Source organism: Kitasatospora sp. NPDC058170 (assembly GCF_042883905.1).
GTDB lineage: Bacteria > Actinomycetota > Actinomycetes > Streptomycetales > Streptomycetaceae > Kitasatospora.
The window spans coordinates 127,420-145,971 of sequence record NZ_JBHVUV010000010.1; the positions used below are offsets into that span (position 1 = coordinate 127,420).

The window sequence follows — 18,552 nt, forward strand, 5'->3', positions numbered from 1 at the left end:
CGGGGACGGGGACGTCGCGAAGCCGCCGGTCAGGCGGGGACGCCGCGGCGCCCCGGCTCGGCGCGGACGCTCCACCAGACGGACCCGAGCAGCAGGGCGCCCGGAGCGATACCCGCCACCACCGCGATGGAGGCGACGGAGCACCCGCAGGCGGCCAGGACCAGTCCGGCGGCGCCGCAGGCGGACATGGCCGCAGCCAGCAGGCGCAGCGATGCCATCCGCCAGACGACCGCCAGGCCGAAGAAGTGCACGCCGACCACCAGGGTGATCCAGGCGGCGGTGGCACGCGGGGCGTGCAGGAGATCGTTGAGGACGAGGATGCCGGCCAGGCCGACCGTCACCTCGGCGGCCACCACGAGGCGGTAGCCCCGGCCGAAGAGCCTCGGCGCCGGGCCGCCGACCGGAGCGGCCTGGGGTGTGCGGCTCCGGCGCAGCGCGATGAACAGCCAGAGGAACGAGGCGATCGCGAGCACGCGCAGGGGGATGCCGGCGGCCGGGGGCAGGGTGCCGGCGTTCGCCAGGACGAAGACGAGTCCGAATACGGCGCCGATGAGCCGGCCTGTCTGGTTCGATGTCACGGCGCACACTCTCATCGATCATGATCATCGGGCAAATGTGCGGCCCGTGCGGTGACCGGTCGGGTGCGCCGGGACGGTGGTCGCTTCGGTCGGCAGGGGGCCGAGCCGGTCGCACGTTCCTGCCGTGTCCGCGGTGCCATGTGGTGTCACCGAGAAAAAGGTTTGCGTCCGGACCGCAGTTCACGTTGGCTGGGCACCATGGCTGAACTGCGTACCAACCGCCTCACCCTCCGTCGGTGGCGTGACTCCGACCTTGAACCGTGGGCGGCGATGAATGCCGATCCCGAGGTTCGGGAGCACCTGGGAGACCTCCTCACCAGCGAACAGAGCCAGGCATCCATGGCCCGGTTCGAGGCCGAGTTCGAGGAGCGGGGCTACGGGTGGTGGGCGGTCGAGGTGCAGGCCACGGGCGAGTTCATCGGCTTCGCGGGCCTGGACCAGGTGGATGACGACATGCCGTTCACCGGCGTGGAGATCGGCTGGCGGCTCGCCCGCTCGGCCTGGGGCCGGGGCTACGCGACCGAGGCCGCGTTGGCAGTCCTTGCCTACGGCTTCGACACCCTTGAATTTCCCGAGATCCTTGCTGTGACAACGGCCACCAACGTCCGCTCACAGGCGGTGATGCGCCGAATCGGCATGACGCGGGACCCGGCCGACGACTTCGACGACCTCACCGTGCCCGAGGGGCCACTGCGTCCGAGCGTGCTGTACCGGATCACCGGCAGTACGAGGGTCTGACGGTCTCCGCTGCGGCGGCCGGTCAGGCTGCGGCTGCGAGGACGTCGCGGTGGCGGCGCAGCCCGCGGGTCGCGGGCCACGGCCCCCTCAGTGCCCGGCGGAGATCCAGTCCCGCCGGGCCGGCAGTTCGACGGTCGGCGCGTCCGGCAGCGGCAGCGGCAGGCGGACCTCGATCCGGCAGCCGACGCCGTTCGGTGGGGTCGCGATCCGTACGGCGCCGCGGTGTAGCGCGGCCTGCTGGGCGACCAGGGTGAGCCCGAGCCCGGAGCCCGGGCTGTCACGACGGCGGTGGAAGCGGCCGAAGACCGCCGACCGCTCGGCGGGCGCGATACCCGGACCCTCGTCGTCCACGGTGAGCAGGGCCGCCGCGCCCTCCGTCGTCAGCCGTACGGTGATCCGGGCCTGGTCCGGGGCGCCGCGGCCGCGGCCGTGGACGGCGGCGTTGCCCAGCAGATTGGCCAGCATGATCCGCAGGCCCGGCTCCCAGCCGAACACCCGTAGCTCCTCGGGCACATCGGCCTCGATCACCGCCTGCCGGTGGCGCCGCCGCGCCTCGGCGACCGTCGAGTCGACCAGGTCGGCGAGGTCCACCGGGCCGAAGGACTCCACCTCGACCAGGTCGCCGCGCGCCAGCGTGCCGAGCGCGGTCAGCAGGTCGAGCAGCCGGGTGTGGTCCTCCCGCAGCTCCGCCACGACCTCGGCCCGTTCGGCGGGCGCGAGGTCCGGGTGGGCGGCCAGCACGTCCAGATTGGTGCGCAGGCTCATCAGCGGGGTGCGCAGCTCGTGCGAGGCCGCGGAGGAGAACGAGCGCGCGGTGTCCAGGGCCTGGGCGGTGCGCCGGGCCTGTTCGTCGTAGCGCGAGAGCAGCAGGGCGAGGGCGGCGGAGAGCTCGTCCACCTCGGCGGTCCCGGTGCGGCCCGGAGCGAAGGGCGCGCTGTCGGCCTCGGCGGGGTCGAGCTCGGCGGCACGGCGGCCGAGCCTGCGCAGCGGTGCGGTGGCGTGCTCGGCGAGGGCGAAGGCGATTAGCGCGGAGACGGGTGCGGCGATCGCCGCCACCAGCAGGACCCGCCGGCGTACCGCCTTGACCTGGCCGTCCGCCTCCCCGGCGGGGGTGACCACCCACAGCGTGCCGCTGCCCGCGTTCGCCCCGTTCCCGTTCCCGTTTCCGGGCCCGTTCCCGTTGACGCGGACGGTGAGGATCCGCCACGCCCTGCCCTGCTCTCGGACGGTGACCGGCCCGCCCGGTCCGGCGGGGAACAGCCGGTCGTCGGCGGGCTGCGGACCGACGGTCAGCAGGAGGGAGCCGTCCTGGGCGGCGACCCGCACGCCCGCGTCGAGCGCGGAGTCCAGCACCTTGCGCTGCTGGTTCTGCTCGGCCTTGGGACGGCCCCGGCTGTCGGCCGCCACCAGCGCGCGGACGCCGGGCAGCACGGCGGCGGCCCGGTCGTTGAGCCGGGTGTCCTGTTGGTGGCGGAGATCCCGGCCGACCAGCGGGAGCAGCAACAGCCCGGCCAGCACCACCATCAGCGGCACCAGGACGGCGGCCCCGACGGCGATCCGGGTGGAGAGCTTCACCGGGGACGCTGCCCGTCCTCGGCCGACCAGGGCGGAGTCGCGGGCGGGACGGCCGGTGACGCCGCAGTCGGGCCGACGGGTGAGGCCGCGGGCGGCGGCTGAGGCAGCCGCAGGATGAAGCCCACGCCCCGGACGGTGTGGAGCAGCCGTGGCCGCCCGTCGGCCTCCAGCTTTCGGCGCAGATAGCTGACGAAGGTGTCGACGGCGTCGCTGCGCACCTCGAAGTCGTATCCCCAGACCCGCTCCAGCAGCAGTTCGCGGGAGAGGACGATTCCGGTGTTCCGGGCGAACTGGGCGAGCAGCTCGAACTCGCGCCGGGTGAGGTGGAGTTCGCCGCCGTCCAGATACGCCTGGCGGGTGGACGCGTCGAGCACCAGCGGACCGGCCACCACCCGGTCCGTCGACTGCGGGGGACGGCGCCGAAGCAGCGCGCGCAGCCGCAGCACCAGCTCCTCCAGGGCGAACGGCTTCACCAGGTAGTCGTCGGCCCCGGCCTGCAGTCCGGCGACCCGGTCGGCGGGTTCGTCGAGGGCGGAGAGCATCAGGACGGGGATGTCGTCGCCACGCGCCCGCAGGGTCCGGCACACCTCGGCGCCGCTGATACCCGGCATCGACACGTCGAGCACCAGCACGTCGGGCGGCGGCGGGGGAGCGGCCGAGGCCGGCGGGACCAGTCGGTCGAGCGCCGCCTCGCCGTCCTCGGCGAGCGTCACGCTGAAGCCGCTCAGCCGCAGCCCGCGCTCCAGGGTGCGCCGGATCGCCGCGTCGTCGTCCACCACCAGGACCCGACCGCCGGTGCCGCCGGTGCCCGTGGGACCGGCTCCGGCTCCTGACCCGCTCCCGTACATCGGGGCCTCCTCGCATTCGGGCCGCCGACTCTCTCACACCCGTACCGAGGACCCCGCAGGGGGGCGGTGCCCGGCGAGGCAGCCGGGCGACACCGGCGCCGATACCCAGCCGCAGACCGACCCGCAGATCGACCCGCCGACCGGAGGCCACCCCCCGACCCGCCTACTGAAGGCCGACCCGCCGACCGCGCGGCCGCCGACCCGCTCAGCCCTTGCGCGCCACCGCGCCGTACATGCTGACCCGCTCCGCGCCCGGCCCGGGCGCGTCCTCCGGCCGCCAGAGCGGGACGGTCACCACGCCCGGCTCCAGGACCTCCAGCCCGTCCAGGAACGCCTGCACCTGCTCCCGGCTGCGTCCCACCAGCGGAGCGGTGGCCCTGTTGTACACCCCCGTGACCCGGTCGCGGACCTCGGCGGGGATGAAGTCGGCGGTGCCGTGCGACAGGATTAGGTGGCTGCCGGGCGCCAGCGCGTCGAGCAGTGTGCTCAGCACCTCGTACGGCTTGTCCTCGTCCGGCAGGAAGTGCAGAACGGCGGCGAGCACCAGGGCCACCGGGCGGTCGAAGTCGAGCAGCTTCTCGGCCTCGGCGGCGTCGAGGACGCCGGCCGGGTCGCGCAGGTCGGCCTGGAGGACGGCGGTGCGGCCGAAGCCGGTCCCCGCCATCAGGGCGCGGGCGTGGGTCAGCACGATCGGGTCGTTGTCCACGTAGACGACCCGCGCGTGCGGATTGACGGCCTGCGCGATCTCGTGGGTATTGCCGGCTGTGGGGATGCCGGTGCCGATGTCAAGGAACTGGTCGATACCGAGGCCTGCCGCGAACCGTACCGCCCGGTGCAGGAAGGCCCGGTTGGCGCGCGCGGTCGACCGAAACTCCGGGTTCGCCGCCAGCGCCCGCTCGGCCGCGGCCCGGTCGGCCGGAAAGTTGTCCTTTCCTCCGAGGTAGTAGTCGTACATCCGCGCCGGGTGCGGAATCTCGGGGCGCAGGTCGGCGGGGACGCCGGCATCGCCGGGCTCCCACATGCTGTCGTAGCCCACCGCTGCCTCCGCCTACCTATGATCCGATGATCTGTTGGTGGACAGCCTAGGTGCTCATCTGCGTTCCTGTGGACGGGTGGTCAGTTCACCCCCTGATGTGTGGAATGGCGGGTTCCTCATAGTTGACGCCCCTTCAGTGGCCTCCGATGGCCGCGGTTCGCGTTCGGTTCACGCCCACGAGGGGCGCCGTAGTGGCTCCCGTGCCTGAACCGTCATGGCGCCCGCAAGCTCGTCCGCGTCCTCGCGGCGTGCCAGGCGTACGGCGTGGACACCGTGCGGCGGTGCTGACCTGGGTGATGACATGGGCGGCCCTCCCTATCGGCCCGGATGCGTGTTCGGGTGACTCAAGGTAGGCGTTCGATCGCACTGTGCGCACGCGATTTTTCCGCTTTCACCCGATCCGGTGAATGAGGCCCATCGCGCGGGCCGGGCCCGCCGGTCGCAGGATGGAGATGCTCGCGGCACGTGTGGACGGGGCACGTGTGGACGCGGCACTCATGGATACGACAGCCGGACACAGGGAGGTCGCGGTGATCGCTTCCGCTGACATCAGGGAGTGGCGGGGCCAGTCCGTGGTCGACGAGAAGGGCCACCGGATCGGCGCGCTGGAGGCCGTCTACGTGGAGACCGCCAGCGACGAGCCGTTCTTCGCCACCGTCACGGTCGGCCTGCCCTTCCAGCACCGCCTGGTGTTCGTACCGATCGACGGCGCGGTGGTCGGGCCCGGCTACGTGAAGGTGCCCTTCCCCAAGGGACAGGTCAAACAGGCACCGTCGATCGGCACCGACGACGTCCTCCCCGCCGAGGACGAACCGGCGGTGTTCGCCCACTACGCCCTCGACTACGCCGTGGGCTCCGGAGGCGAGCGCAGGCTCGCCCGGCGCTGACGACACCGGACCGGGCCCCGCCCGGCCCCGCGCGCCGCCCGCCCCCTCGCCCCGCCTCCGCAGGGCCATTCGGGTGAACCCGCGTCGCGCCGGGCATCTGCGCGCCCTCGGCCTCCGAAACGTCGGTGTCCGCCGCCCGGCGCTGTGGGAGGCACCGAGGCGGGCACGGGGCGGGAGCGCACCCCTTGTGTCGGCGCACCCGCCCCCCCGCGCCCTCCACCACACCCATCCACCCGGGCCACAGCTCCGAACACCCCCGGACCGCACCGGCGGCCACGCGCCGACCCGGCGCGCCGCACACCCGCGCGCCGACCCGGCGCGCCGCACACCCGCGCGGCGGCCCGGGATGGGAGGCTCACCCCTTCCACCGGCCACCGACCGCCACTGCCGACCCTCCAGAGCCGCCACCCACAACCACCGGACCACCACTGATGACCGTTGCCATCGCCCTGCTCACCCAGGACCTGCGCCTGCACGACAACCCCGTGCTCAGGGCCGCCACCGACGCCGCCGACCAGGTCGTACCGCTCTTCGTCCTCGACCCGGACCTCGCCGCCACCGGCTTCGCCCCGCCCAACCGGGCCGCCTTCCTCGCCGACTGCCTCACCGACCTGGACACCGCACTGCGCGCCCTCGGCGGCCGGCTGATCCTCCGCGCCGGCCCGGCCGCCGCCACCACCGCCCGGCTGGCCGCCGAGGTCGACGCCGTCTCGGTCCACGTCGCGGCCGGCGTGAGCGCCTTCGCCCACCGCCGCGAGCAGGCCCTGCGCGAACTCCTCGGCGCCCGCCTGCACGTCCACGACGGCTCGCTCACCGTCGCGGTGCCCGGCGCCGTCACCCCCGCCGGCAAGGACCACTACGCCGTCTTCACCCCGTACTTCCGCGCCTGGCAGCAGGCCCCGCGCCGGACCGTCCAGCGCGCCCCCCGGGCGCTGCGCACACCCGAGGGCATCGCCGGCGAACCCGTCCCCACCGCAGTCCCCGACTCCCCGGCACTGCCCAGGGGAGGCGAGCGAATCGGCCGCCGGCTCTGGAAGGGCTACGCCCTCGACCAGTACGACGAACTCCACGACGACCTCGCCGCGGACGGCACATCACGCCTCTCCCCGTACCTGCACTTCGGCTGCCTCTCCGCCGCCGAACTGGTCGCCTCCGCCGAGCGGCACGGCGGCAGCGGCGCGGAGGCGTTCGTCCGACAGCTGGCCTGGCGGGACTTCCACCACCAGGTGCTCGCCGCCCGCCCGGAGGCGGCGCACCACGACTACCGCCCGCGCGGCGACCACTGGTCCCCGGCCGCGGCGCCCACCCCACCGCTGCCCCCGCGGTCCGCCGCGGACGAGGGCGAACCGCCGGCCGGACCGGCGGACGACGAGGAGTGCGAGGCCTGGCGCCAGGGCCGCACCGGCTTCCCGCTGGTGGACGCGGGCATGCGCCAACTCGCCCACGAGGGCTGGATGCACAACCGCGCCCGGCTGGTGACGGCCTCCTTCCTCGCCAAGTCGCTGTACAAGGACTGGCGGATCGGCGCCCGCCACTTCCTGCACCTGCTGGTCGACGGCGACCTGGCCAACAACCAGCTGAACTGGCAGTGGGTGGCCGGCACCGGCACCGACACCCGGCCGAACCGGGTGCTCAACCCGCTCACCCAGGCCGACCGGCTCGACCCGGACGGCGCCTACGTCCGCCGCTGGGTCCCCGAAGTCGCCGACCTCCCGGGCCGCACCGTCCACCGCCCCTGGCGCCTGGACCGCACGCCCCCCGACTACCCGGCCCCGATCATCGACCCCGACACGATCTCCACCCGGCTGCGCCGAGGCCGCGGCCTCGACTGAATCCCGCCCGGTTGACGCGGCCCTGAATTCGCTAGTCTGCTGCGATGACGAACAGCGAGTTGGTCGTCGACCTCCGCGGCCGGCCGGTCGGGTCACTCGACGACTTCTGGGATGCGGTCACCGGGCCGTGCGGGCTGCCGACGTGGTTCGGCCGGAACCTGGACGCGTGGGCCGACACGATCGGGTCCCGCGGCATCTCGGAAGTGATCGACAGTCACGACCTCCTGGTCGTGCACGTCGACGGGCGGGGCCTCTTCGCGGGGAACCGCCCGGAAGCCCGGGCGCTCGCCGACACCTTCGACGGTGAGCAGAACCGGCTCGTCGTCCACCCGGTGCCCTGACGGGCCGCCCGGCACCCCGAGCCACCGCCACCGCGGTACCGGAACCCGTGACCCGCCCGGAGGGACCAGGCCACGACCGCGACGCGCCCGCCCGCCCGACCGGGCGCGGTCGTCGGACACCGCCTCCGACCGCGCCCGGTCGCCACCCCTCACCGCCGCCACCACGCACCGCAGGCCGCGCTCAGCCGGACGCGGGCACCTGGTCCAGCACCGCCAGCCGCGCGTTCGCCGTCCGGATGCTGCCGCACACCACCTGCGCGCCGCCGATCCGGTAGTCGTCACCGCCGCCGGTGGCCTTGAGCACCGCGCCCTGCAGCGAGGTGTACGACTTGTCCGCCAGGTCGGCCTTGCGCAGGTCGCGGACCACGATCAGCCGGCGCAACAGGTCGCTCGCGCCCGACTGGGTGCCGAGCGCCTTCCGCTGCTCCTCCGGCAGCTTGGCGAAGGCCGCGTCGTTCGGGGTGAAGACGGTGACGTTGTCCATCGAGTCGAAGAGGTCCTTGGCCTTCGCCGTCTTGATCAGCGCGGACATCGCGGTCAGGTCCTTGGTCTGGTCGATCGCGGACAGCACCGGGACGCCGCCCATCGCGCCCAGGCTGCCGGGGCCGTCGGCGGGCAGGGCGGAGCAGCTCGGGCCGAAGGCCTTCTCCGGCGGCGGGGGCGCGGCTGCCGCCGGAGTCCCGCTGTCGCCGCCCGGGCCGGCGCAGCCCGTCAGCGGTACGAGGGCGAGGGCCAGGGCCGCGAGCAGGGCGGGCGGCCGGGGCGTGCGACGGGGCATGCGAGGTCCTCTCAGGGGTGAAATCGGCCTCATGGTGCCGGTTACGGACAGATGGTGGCATTTCGGCGGCCGGGCGCACCGGAAGTCGGACCTCGACGGCCCTGCCGGTCACCCGACCAGCGCCAGGAGCGCGCGCCCACGTACCGGCCGGACGCGCCCGGAGTCGGGGGAAACCCGACCCGCGGGCGCATCCGGAGCCGCCGGAGCAGGTCCGGTGGCGGTCAGTGGCGGCCCCGGCGGAGCGCCACCAGCACGCCGCCCGAAGCGAGCAGCAGCAGGGCCGTCAGACCGGCCAGCGGCAGGGCCGTCGATCCGGTGTGCGGCAACGGGCCGCCGGTGGGGCTGGGCGACGGCTTGGGCGAGGGGTGGGGCGAGGGGTGAGGCGAGGGCTTGGGAGAAGGACTGGGTGACGGCTTGGGCGGGTTGACGGTGGTGCTGGTGGTGCAGCCGTCGTCGTCGGCGGATGCGGCGGCCTGTCCGACGCGCACCGAACGGGTCGACGGGGCAGAGCAGTTGCTGCCGTCGCCGAGTGCGGTGATCCGGTTGTCGAGGTGCTTGCCGCCCGCGTCGGCCTGGACGGTGAAGGTGTAGGTGAGGGTGCCGGTGGCTCCGGGGCGGAGGTCGAACGTCCAGGTCAGGCTCGGCCGGCTGTAGGTGACCTGGCCCGCGCTGGCCCGGGCGTCGTCGTTGTAGGAGGCCGCGCCCAGCACGCCGGTGAAGTCGTCCACCACGACGGCGCCGTGGTGGGTGCCGGCGGACAGGTTCCTGGCGGTGACGGTGTAGGTGACGGTGTCTCCCGGGCCGGGGTTGGTCGGGGTGACCCGCTTGTCCAGCCGCAGGTCGTGCCGGACGGTGATCGGCTCGGTCGGGGTTGCCACCGCGGTGTGCGTGGGTGTGGCCGGATCCGGCCCGCCGGTGACGACGGCGGTGTTGACCGGCACCTCGGTGGCGTCCGGGGAGAGGGTCCCCGTGACGGTCCAGGTGAGTGTGGTTCCGGCCGGGATCCCGACGGCCGGGCAGGTCGCGACACCGTCGTTGTCCGGACAGCGGGTGCCGTCGGCGTCGGCGGTCATCACGGGGTGCTCGACCTGCTGGGGCAGGCGGTCGGTGACCACGACGTCCCGGGCGCGCGAGGGTCCCTCGTTGGTCACGGCGACCCGCCAGGCGATCGGCAGGCCGGCCACGACCGGCGAGGTCAGCAGCACCTTGGAGACCGTCAGCCGCGCCTCTCCCGACGGTGAGCCGGAGGGTGAGGCCACCGCGGTGTGCGTGGGAGTGGCCGGATCCGGACCGCCGGTCACGACGGCGGTGTTGGCCGGGGTGGCGGTGGCCGCCGGGTCGAGCGTGCCGGTGACGGTCCAGCTCAGCGTGGCTCCGGCAGGGATCTCGACGGCCGGGCAGGTCGCGACGCCGTCGGTGACCGGGCAGCGGGTGCCGTCCGCGTCGGCGGCCATCACGGGGTTGCCGACACCGGCCGGGATGCGGTCGGTGACGACGACGTCCCGCGCGCGGGAGGGGCCGTGGTTGGTGACCGCCACCCGCCACTGGATCTGCCGGCCCGGCACCACCGGGTTCGTCAGTAGCACCTTGGACACCGTCAGGCCGGCCTGCGGCGAGAGCGTGGACGTCGGCGAGGCAACGGCGGTGTGGGTGGGCGTGGCCGGGTCCGGCCCGCCGGTGACGGTGGCCTGGTTGGTCGGCGTCACCGTGGCGTCGGGATCGAGGACTCCGGTGACGCTGTAGCCGTGCGCCTGGCCGACCTCCAGCTCGACGGCCGGGCAGGTCGCGACGCCGCCGCTGATCGGGCACGGTGTCCCGTCGGTCTCCGAGGCCATGGCCGGGCTCGACACCCCGGCCGGGATGCGGTCGGTGACGACCACGTTCCGGGCGCGGGAGGGGCCGTGGTTGGTGACCGTCACCCGCCACTGGACCGGCCGGCCCGGCACCACCGGATCGGTCACCAGGATCTTCGAGACGGTCAGGCTCGCCTGCGGGGTCACGGTGCCGGTGGGGCTGGCAACGGCGGTGTGGGTGGGGGTGGCCGGGTCGGGTCCGCCGGTGACGACGGCGGTGTTGGCGGGCACCGCGGTGGCGTCCTGGGCGAGCGTGCCGGTCAGGGTGAAGGTCGCGGTCACTCCGACCGCGATCTCCACCGCCGGACACGTCGCCGTCCCGTTCGCGACCGGGCAGGAGGCGCCGGTGGCATCCACGGTCATCGCGGCACCCACCACCTGGGCGGGGATCCGGTCGCTGACCACCACGTTGCGAGCGGTCGAGGGCCCCCGGTTGGTGACGGCGACCTGCCACTGGATCTGCCGGCCGGGCACGACCGGGTCCGTGAGCAGGACCTTCGACACCGTCAGGTTCGCCTGCGGCTGGACCGGATCCGAGGGGCTCGCGGTCGCGGTGTTGTCGGTCGGATTCGGGTCGGGGCCGCCGGTCACGGCGGCGACGTTCACCGGAGCGCCGGTGGCACCGGCGTCGAGGGTGCCGGTGAGGGTGTAGGAGGCCGAACCGCCGGCCGGGAGTTCGATCGCCGGGCAGGTGGCGGTGCCGGAGGCGATCGGGCAGGGGGTGCCGTCGGCGTCGGCCGTCATGACGGCGTTCAGGACGCCGCCGGGGACGGTGTCGGTGACGACCACGTCGCGGGCACGGGACGGACCGTTGTCCGTGACGGTGAGTCGCCACTGGATCTGCTGCCCGGGGACGACCGGGTTGGTCAGCAGCACCTTGGAGATCGCGAGATCGGCGCGTGGGTCCGGCGTGGCGGTCGGGGTCGCGATGGCGGTGTGGGTGGGTGTGGCCGGGTCGGGGCCGCCGGTCACGAACACCGTGTTGGTCGGCGTGGTGGTCGCATCGGAGCTGAACGTGCCGACCAAGGTGTACGCCGCCGACTCGCCGACTGCCAGTTCGATCGCGGGGCAGGTGGCGGTGCCGGAGGCGATCGGGCAGGGGGTGCCGTTGGCGTCGGCCGCCATGGTGGCGTTCGTGACCCCGGTCGGGACCGGGTCGCTCACCACCACGTCCCTGGCCCGTGACGGGCCGTTGTTGGTGACCGTCACCCGCCACCGGATGGGGGCGCCCGGTACCACCGGGTCGGTCAGCAGGATCTTCGACACCGTCAGGCTCGCCTGCGGCGAGGGCGAGGTGGTCGGGGTCGCGACGGCGGTGTGGGTGGGTGTTGCCGGGTCGGGTCCGCCGGTGACGGTCGCGGTGTTGGCCGGCGTCGCGGTCGCGTCGGAGGCCAGCGTGCCGGTGAGGGTGTAGGCCGCCGACTGGCCGACTGCCAGCTCGATCGCGGGGCAGGTTGCCGTGCCGGAGGCGATCGGGCAGGGGGTGCCGTCGGCGTCGGCGGCCATGGTGGCGTTGAGGACACCGGTGGGGACGGTGTCGGTGACGACCACGTTGCGTGCCCGGGACGGCCCGTTGTTGGTGACCGCGACCCGCCACTGGATCTGCTGCCCGGGCACCACCGGGTTGGTGAGCAGTGTCTTGGACACCGTCAGGCTCGCCGTTGGTGAAGGCGTGGTGGTCGGGCTCGCGATGGCGGTGTGGGTGGGCGTCGTTGGGTCGGGTCCGCCGGTCACGACGGCCGTGTTGGTGGGCGTGGCGGTGGCGTTGGCGTCCAGAGTGCCGGTGAGCGTCCAGGTCAGTGACTGGCCGACGGGGATCTCCACCGCTGGGCAGGTGGCTGTGCCGTTGTTGATCGGGCAGGTGGTGCCGTCCGCGTCGGCCCTCATCGAGGCGTTCGTGACCCCGGTCGGGATCTGGTCGGACACCACCACGTCCCTGGCCCGCGAGGGTCCGTTGTTGGTGACCGCGACCTGCCACTGGATCTGCTGGCCGGGGATGGCCGGGTTGGTGAGGAGGACCTTGGAGACGGTCAGGCTCGCTTGCGGCGAGGGCGTGGTGGTCGGGGTCGCGACGGCGGTGTGGGTGGGTGTGGCCGGGTCGGGTCCGCCAGTCACGACGGCCGTGTTGGTGGGTGTGGCGGTCGCATTGGCATCGAGAGTGCCGGTAAGCGTCCAGGTCAGCGACTGGCCGACGGGGATCTCGACGGCCGGGCAGGTGGCCGTGCCGGAGGCGATCGGGCAGATGGCGCCGTCGACGTCGGCCTTCATTGAGGCGCCGGTTACTCCGGTCGGGATCTGGTCGGTCACGACCACGTTGCGGGCGGTCGACGGTCCGTTGTTGGTCACCGAGACCCGCCACTGAATCTGCTGCCCGGGCACCACCGGGTCGGTGAGCAGCACCTTCGACGCTGTCAGGCTCGCCTGCGGCAAGGGCGTGGTGGTCGGTGAGGCGACGGCGGTGTGGGTGGGCGTCGTTGGGTCAGGGCCGCCGGTCACGACGGCCGTGTTGGTCGGTGTGGCGGTGGCGTTGGGGTCGAGGGTGCCGGTAAGTGTCCAGGTCGGCGACTGCCCGACGGGGATCTCCACCGCTGGGCAGGTGGCTGTGCCATTGCTGACAGGGCAGGAGACGCCGTCGGAGTCCGCTCTCATGCTCGCGTTCAGCAGGCCGGTGGGGATGGTGTCTGTCACAACGACATTCCGCGCGAGGCTGGGCCCGTTGTTCGTCACGGCGACCCGCCATTGGATCTGCTGTCCGGGGACGACCGGGTTGGTGAGAAGGACCTTGGAGACGGTCAGGCTCGCCGTTGGTGAAGGCGTGGTGGTCGGTGAGGCGATGGCGGTGTGGGTGGGGGTGGCCGGGTCGGGTCCGCCGGTCACGACGGCCGTGTTGGCGGGTGTGGTGGTCGCGTTGGCATCGAGAGTGCCGGTGAGCGTCCAGGTCAGTGACTGGCCGACGGGGATCTCGACGGCGGGGCAGGTGGCTGTGCCGTTGTTGATCGGGCAGGTGGTGCCGTCCGCGTCGGCCTTCATCGAGGCGCCGGTTACTCCGGCCGGTACCTGGTCGGTGATGACCACGTTGCGGGCGGTCGACGGTCCGTTGTTGGTTACGGCGATCTGCCATTGGATCTGTTGGCCGGGGATGGCCGGGCTGGTGAGCAGCACCTTCGACGCTGTCAGGCTCGCTTGCGGCGAGGGCGTGGTGGTCGGTGAGGCGATGGCGGTGTGGGTGGGGGTGGCCGGGTCAGGGCCGCCGGTTACGACGGCCGTGTTGGTGGGTGTGGTGGTCCCGTTGGCGTTGAGGGTGCCGGTCAGGGTCCACGATGCCGAGCCGCCGACGGGGATCTCGACGGCGGGGCAGGTGGCTGTGCCGTTGTTGATCGGGCAGGTGGTGCCGTCCGCGTCGGCCTTCATCGAGGCGTTCGTGACCTCGGTCGGGATCTGGTCGGTGACGACGACGTCCCTGGCTCGTGAGGGTCCGTTGTTGGTGACCGCGACCTGCCACTGGATTTGCTGGCCGGGGATGACCGGGTTGGTGAGCAGTGTCTTGGACACCGTCAGGCTCGCCGTTGGTGAAGGCGTGGTGGTCGGCGATGCGATGGCGGTGTGGGTGGGTGTGGCCGGGTCGGGGCCGCCGGTCACGACGGCCGTGTTGGTGGGCGTGGTGGTCGCGTTGGCGTCCAGAGTGCCGGTGAGAGTCCATGTCAGTGACTGGCCGACGGGGATCTCGACGGCCGGGCAGGTGGCTGTGCCGTTGGTGATCGGGCAGATGGCGCCGTCGACGTCGGCCTTCATCGAGGCGCCGGTTACTCCGGCCGGTACCTGGTCGGTCACGACCACGTTGCGGGCGGTCGACGGTCCGTTGTTGGTCACCGAGACCCGCCATTGGATCTGCTGTCCGGGGACGACCGGGTTGGTGAGGAGGACCTTGGAGACAGTCAGGCTCGCTGCTGGGGAGGTCGAGGCGGTTGGCGATGCGATGGCGGTGTGGGTGGGCGTTGCCGGGTCCGGGCCGCCGGTCACGATCACCGTGTTGGTGGGCGTGGTGCTGGCGTTGGGGTCGAGCGTGCCGGTGAGGGTCCAGGTGAGGGACTGGCCGACGGGGATCGCTACGGCCGGGCAGGTGGCCGCGCCGGAGGCGATCGGGCATGGGGTGCCGTCGGCGTCGGCCGTCATTGTTGGGTTCGTGACTCCGGTCGGGATCTGGTCGGTCACGACTACGTTGCGGGCGGTCGACGGTCCGTTATTGGTGACCGCGACCCGCCACTGAATCTGTTGCCCGGGCACCACCGGATTGGTCAGCAGCGTCTTGGAGACGGTCAGGTTCGCGGTCGGGGAGGTCGAAGCGGTCGGCGAGGCCACCGCCGTATGGGTGGGCGTGACCGGGTCGGGGCCGCCGGTCACGATGGCCGTGTTGGTGGGTGTGGTGGTGGCGTTGGGGTCGAGGGTTCCGGTGAGGGTCCAGGTGAGGGACTGTCCGACGGGGATCTCTACGGCGGGGCAGGTGGCTGTGCCGCCGCTGATCGGGCAGGCGGCACCGCTGGTGTCCGCGGTCATTGCGGGGTTCGTGATTCCGTTGGGGACGGTGTCGGTGACGACGACGTTGCGGGCGGTCGAGGGTCCGTTGTTGGTGACCGTGACCCGCCACTGAATCTGTTGCCCGGGGATGACCGGGTTGGTGAGCAGTGCCTTGGACACGGTCAGGTTCGCGGTCGGGGAAGGGGAGGTGGTTGGCGAGGCCACCGCCGTGTGGGTCGGGGTCGCCGGGTCGGGGCCGCCGGTCACGATGGCCGTGTTGGTGGGGGTGGTGGTGGCGTTGGTGTCGAGGGTGCCGGTCAGGGTCCATGACGCCGAGCCGCCCGCTGGGATCTCGGCGGCCGGGCAGGTGGCGGTGCCGGAGGTGATCGGGCAGGGGGTGCCGTCGGCGTCGGCGGCCATGGTGGCGTTGAGGACACCGGTGGGCACGGTGTCGGTGACGACCACGTTGCGTGCCCGGGAGGGTCCGTTGTTGGTGACCGTGACCCGCCACTGAATCTGCCGTCCAGGGATGACCGGGTTGGTGAGGAGGACCTTGGAGACGGTCAGGTTCGTGGTCGGGGAGGGCGAAGTGGTCGGGGTCGCGATGGCGGTGTGGGTCGGGGTAGCCGGGTCGGGTCCGCCCGTCACCACGGCCGAGTTGGTGGGGGTGGTGGTGGCGTTGGCGTCGAGGGTGCCGGTCAGGGACCACGACGCCGAGCCGCCGGCGGGGATCTCGACGGCCGGGCAGGTGGCGGTACCGGAGGCGATCGGGCAGGCGGCGCCGTCGGCGTCGGCCTTCATCGAGGCGGCGCTCACCGCGGCGGGCACGGTGTCCCTGACGACCACGCCGCGTGCCCGCGAGGGTCCGTTGTTGGTGACCGTGACCCGCCACTGGATCTGCTGCCCGGGAACGACCGGGTTGGTCAGCAGTGACTTCGAGACGATCAGGTTTGCCTGCGGCGAGGGGGAGGCGGTCGGCGAGGCCACCGCCGTGTGGGTGGGTGTGGCCGGGTCCGGACCACCGGTCACCACCACCGTGTTGACCGGCGTCGCGGTCGCGTTGGCGTCCAGGGTGCCGGTGAGGGTCCAGGTCAGTGACTGTCCGACGGGGATCTCCACGGCCGGGCAGGTGGCGGTACCGGAGGCGATCGGGCAGGCGGCGCCGTCGGCGTCGGCCTTCATCGAGGCGGCGCTCACCCCGGCGGGCACGGTGTCCCTGACGACCACGCCGCGTGCCCGCGAGGGTCCGTTGTTGGTCACCGTGACCCGCCACTGGACCTGCTGCCCGGGCACCACCGGGCTGGTCAGCAGCGCCTTGGACACCGCCAGGTTCGCCTGCGGCGACGGTGACGCGGTCGGCGAGGCCACCGCCGTATGGGTCGGCGTCGCCGGGTCCGGACCACCGGTGACGGTCGCGGTGTTGACGGGTGTGGTGGTCGCGTCGGGCGAGAGCGTACCCGTCAGGGTCCACGACGCCGAGCCGCCGACCGGGATGTCCACGGCCGGGCAGGTGGCGGTGCCGGAGGCGATCGGGCAGGCGGCGCCACCGGTGTCCGCCGTCATCGAGGCGGCGGTCACGCCGGCGGGCACGGTGTCCTTGACGACGACGTTGCGGGCGGTCGACGGTCCGTTGTTGGTGACCGTGACCCGCCACCGGATCTGCTGTCCGGGTACCACCGGGTTCGTCAGCAGTGCCTTGGAGACGGCCAGGCTCGCCTGCCCGCCCGGGGGGATCGGGTTCGCGGTGCTGGTGCAGTTCGGCGTGCAGGCGGGGTCGGTCGCGCCGGCGGGCGGGGTGACGGTGGCCCGGTTGTCCAGTGAGCCGGTGGCGTCGGCGGGGACCGTGCCGGTCAGCGTGTAGGTGACCTGGCTGCCGGCCGGGATGTCGACCGTGGTGGTGATGTTGCCGGTGCCGGACGCGGTGGCGCCGCAGCTGCTGCCGGCCCCGGCCTTGCAGGTCCAGGTGAAGTTCCGGATGGCGGCGGGAAGCGTGTCCTGGACGCCGACCCCGGTCGCGTCGGAGGGGCCGTCGTTCTTCACCACGATCGTGTAGGTCAGTGGCTGGCCGGGCACGTACGGGTTTTTGTCCGGCGTCTTGGTGACGGACAGTCCGGTGGTGGGCTGCGAGGGTGTGTCGACCGTGCTGGAGCAGGTCGGGCCGCAGTTCGGGTCCGTGCTGGCGGACGGGCGGGTGACGGTGGCGGTGTTGGAGAGCGTGCCGGTGGTGGAGGCCGGCACGGTGCCGGTGACGGTGTACGTGACGCTGTCGCCGGCCGCGATGGTGGCGGTGGTGTCCGGGCTGCCCGAACCGCTCGCCGCGCCGCAGGCGCTGCTCGCCGAGGCGGCGGTGCAGCTCCAGGTGAAGCGGGTGAGCGCGGACGGCAGCGCGTCGCGGACCGCCGCGTTGGTGGCGGGTGCGGGGCCGGCGTTGCGGACGGTGATCGTGTAGGTCAGCGGTTGGCCGGGGACGTACTTGGCCTTGTCCGCGGTCTTGGTGACGGACAGGCCGACCCTGGTCTGCCACTCCAGGACGACCTCGCCGTTGCCGCCGTTGCTGTAGCCGCCGCCGTCGCCGATGCCGCTCGCGTACTGCGCGTCGCCGCGGCCGCCCGAGACGCCGCCCTGGCCGTTGCCGGTGCTGTTGGTGCCGTTGGCGGTCTGGGCGGTGGACACGCCGGCGCCCTTGGTCCAGCCGGAGCCGCCGCCGCCCATGCCGTTGGCCTCCAGGGTGCCGGAGCGCTGGCAGGCGCCGCCACCGCCGCCGAAGTAGCCGCCACCGCCGCCGCCACCGCCTTCGTAGCCGCTGCTGTTGGCGCCCCGCCCGCCCAGGTACTGGCTGCCGGCCGTCGCGGCCGCGCAGGTGGTCTGGGTGGCTGCGGCGCCGCCGGCGGTCTGGGTGCCGCCCCGGCCGGACTGGGTGGGCTGGTTGTCCTGGCCGCCGTTGGTCCCGCCGCCGCCGCCGGCTGCCGGGGTACCCGAGTCCGCGCCCGGCGAGACCCCGCCACCGCCGCCCGCGATCAGCAGCGGGTTGCTGCCGTACGCGCCGTTCCACACCGCGCTGAGCCCGCCGCCGCTGCCGCCGGTCGCGCTGCCGGCGGGGAAGTCCCTGCCCTGGCCACCGGCGCCGCCACCGCCGTAGGTCGCGGTGGTGCTGTTGAGGACGCCGCCCTGCCCGGCGGTGACGGTCAGGTTCTGACCGGGCGTCACCGCGAGGGTGCCGGTGGTGTAGCCGCCGCCACCGCCCCCGTACTGGCCGGTGTAGTAGCCCTGTGGCGCGCCCGCACCGCCGGCGCCGAAGATCCGGGCGTAGACGCTGGTGACGCCGGCGGGCACGGTGAAGGCCTGGTCGCCGCCGCTGTACGTGAAGCGGACGCAGTTGGTGTTGGCCCCGGTGGGCGTGCAGGCGACCTGGGCGCGGTCCCGATCGACCAGCGCCGGAAGCGCCTGCGGCGCGTGCTGCGACGCGGCGAGTGCCAGACCCCCCTGCGGCACCAGGCAGAGCAGGGCGAGCACACCCCGTACGGCCATCGAGGCCCGACCGTCCAGCAACGACCTCACCGGGCGCACCGGC

Annotated in this window: 10 protein-coding genes; 4 read left to right on the forward strand and 6 right to left on the reverse strand. The window is 73.4% G+C overall.

What is annotated here, in order from left to right:
• Window positions 1-29 precede the first annotated feature (29 nt).
• On the reverse strand, window positions 30-578 hold the full coding sequence (locus ACFVVX_RS13625; protein WP_387944860.1) for a hypothetical protein: 549 nt from the start codon (window positions 576-578) through the stop codon (window positions 30-32).
• A gap of 198 nt (window positions 579-776) precedes the next feature.
• Between ACFVVX_RS13625 and ACFVVX_RS13630 the strand changes: the two genes are divergently transcribed.
• Complete coding sequence (locus tag ACFVVX_RS13630) at window positions 777-1,316, forward strand: GNAT family N-acetyltransferase (protein ID WP_387944862.1); 540 nt, start codon at window positions 777-779, stop codon at window positions 1,314-1,316.
• Between the two features lie 87 nt (window positions 1,317-1,403).
• Here ACFVVX_RS13630 and ACFVVX_RS13635 read toward each other — a convergent pair whose 3' ends face one another.
• The 3 genes from ACFVVX_RS13635 to ACFVVX_RS13645 form a co-directional block, all read right to left on the reverse strand.
• A complete protein-coding gene (locus ACFVVX_RS13635; RefSeq protein ID WP_387944864.1) occupies window positions 1,404-2,891 on the reverse strand; it encodes a sensor histidine kinase in 1,488 nt (495 codons plus the stop codon).
• Window positions 2,888-3,739: a response regulator gene (locus ACFVVX_RS13640; protein ID WP_387944866.1), complete on the reverse strand. Its 852-nt coding sequence runs from the start codon at window positions 3,737-3,739 to the stop codon at window positions 2,888-2,890. The genes ACFVVX_RS13635 and ACFVVX_RS13640 overlap by 4 nt, the downstream gene beginning before the upstream one ends.
• Window positions 3,740-3,944: 205 nt before the next feature.
• Window positions 3,945-4,775: an SAM-dependent methyltransferase gene (locus ACFVVX_RS13645; RefSeq protein WP_387944868.1), complete on the reverse strand. Its 831-nt coding sequence runs from the start codon at window positions 4,773-4,775 to the stop codon at window positions 3,945-3,947.
• Window positions 4,776-5,305: 530 nt separating this feature from the next.
• Here ACFVVX_RS13645 and ACFVVX_RS13650 point away from each other — a divergent pair.
• The 3 genes from ACFVVX_RS13650 to ACFVVX_RS13660 all read left to right on the forward strand — a co-directional run bounded on the left by ACFVVX_RS13650 (window position 5,306) and on the right by ACFVVX_RS13660 (window position 7,835).
• On the forward strand, window positions 5,306-5,662 hold the full coding sequence (locus tag ACFVVX_RS13650; protein ID WP_387944870.1) for a PRC-barrel domain-containing protein: 357 nt from the start codon (window positions 5,306-5,308) through the stop codon (window positions 5,660-5,662).
• Between the two features lie 431 nt (window positions 5,663-6,093).
• Window positions 6,094-7,494 (forward strand): cryptochrome/photolyase family protein, encoded by a 1,401-nt coding sequence (locus ACFVVX_RS13655; RefSeq protein WP_387944872.1) that lies wholly within the window; start codon window positions 6,094-6,096, stop codon window positions 7,492-7,494.
• A gap of 44 nt (window positions 7,495-7,538) precedes the next feature.
• Window positions 7,539-7,835 (forward strand): barstar family protein, encoded by a 297-nt coding sequence (locus tag ACFVVX_RS13660; protein WP_387944874.1) that lies wholly within the window; start codon window positions 7,539-7,541, stop codon window positions 7,833-7,835.
• Between the two features lie 181 nt (window positions 7,836-8,016).
• On the opposite strand, the gene ACFVVX_RS13665 is transcribed toward ACFVVX_RS13660, so the two are convergent.
• On the reverse strand, window positions 8,017-8,613 hold the full coding sequence (locus ACFVVX_RS13665) for a fasciclin domain-containing protein (RefSeq protein WP_387944876.1): 597 nt from the start codon (window positions 8,611-8,613) through the stop codon (window positions 8,017-8,019).
• Between the two features lie 221 nt (window positions 8,614-8,834).
• Complete coding sequence (locus ACFVVX_RS13670; protein ID WP_387944878.1) at window positions 8,835-18,548, reverse strand: hypothetical protein; 9,714 nt, start codon at window positions 18,546-18,548, stop codon at window positions 8,835-8,837.
• Window positions 18,549-18,552: the final 4 nt, after the last annotated feature.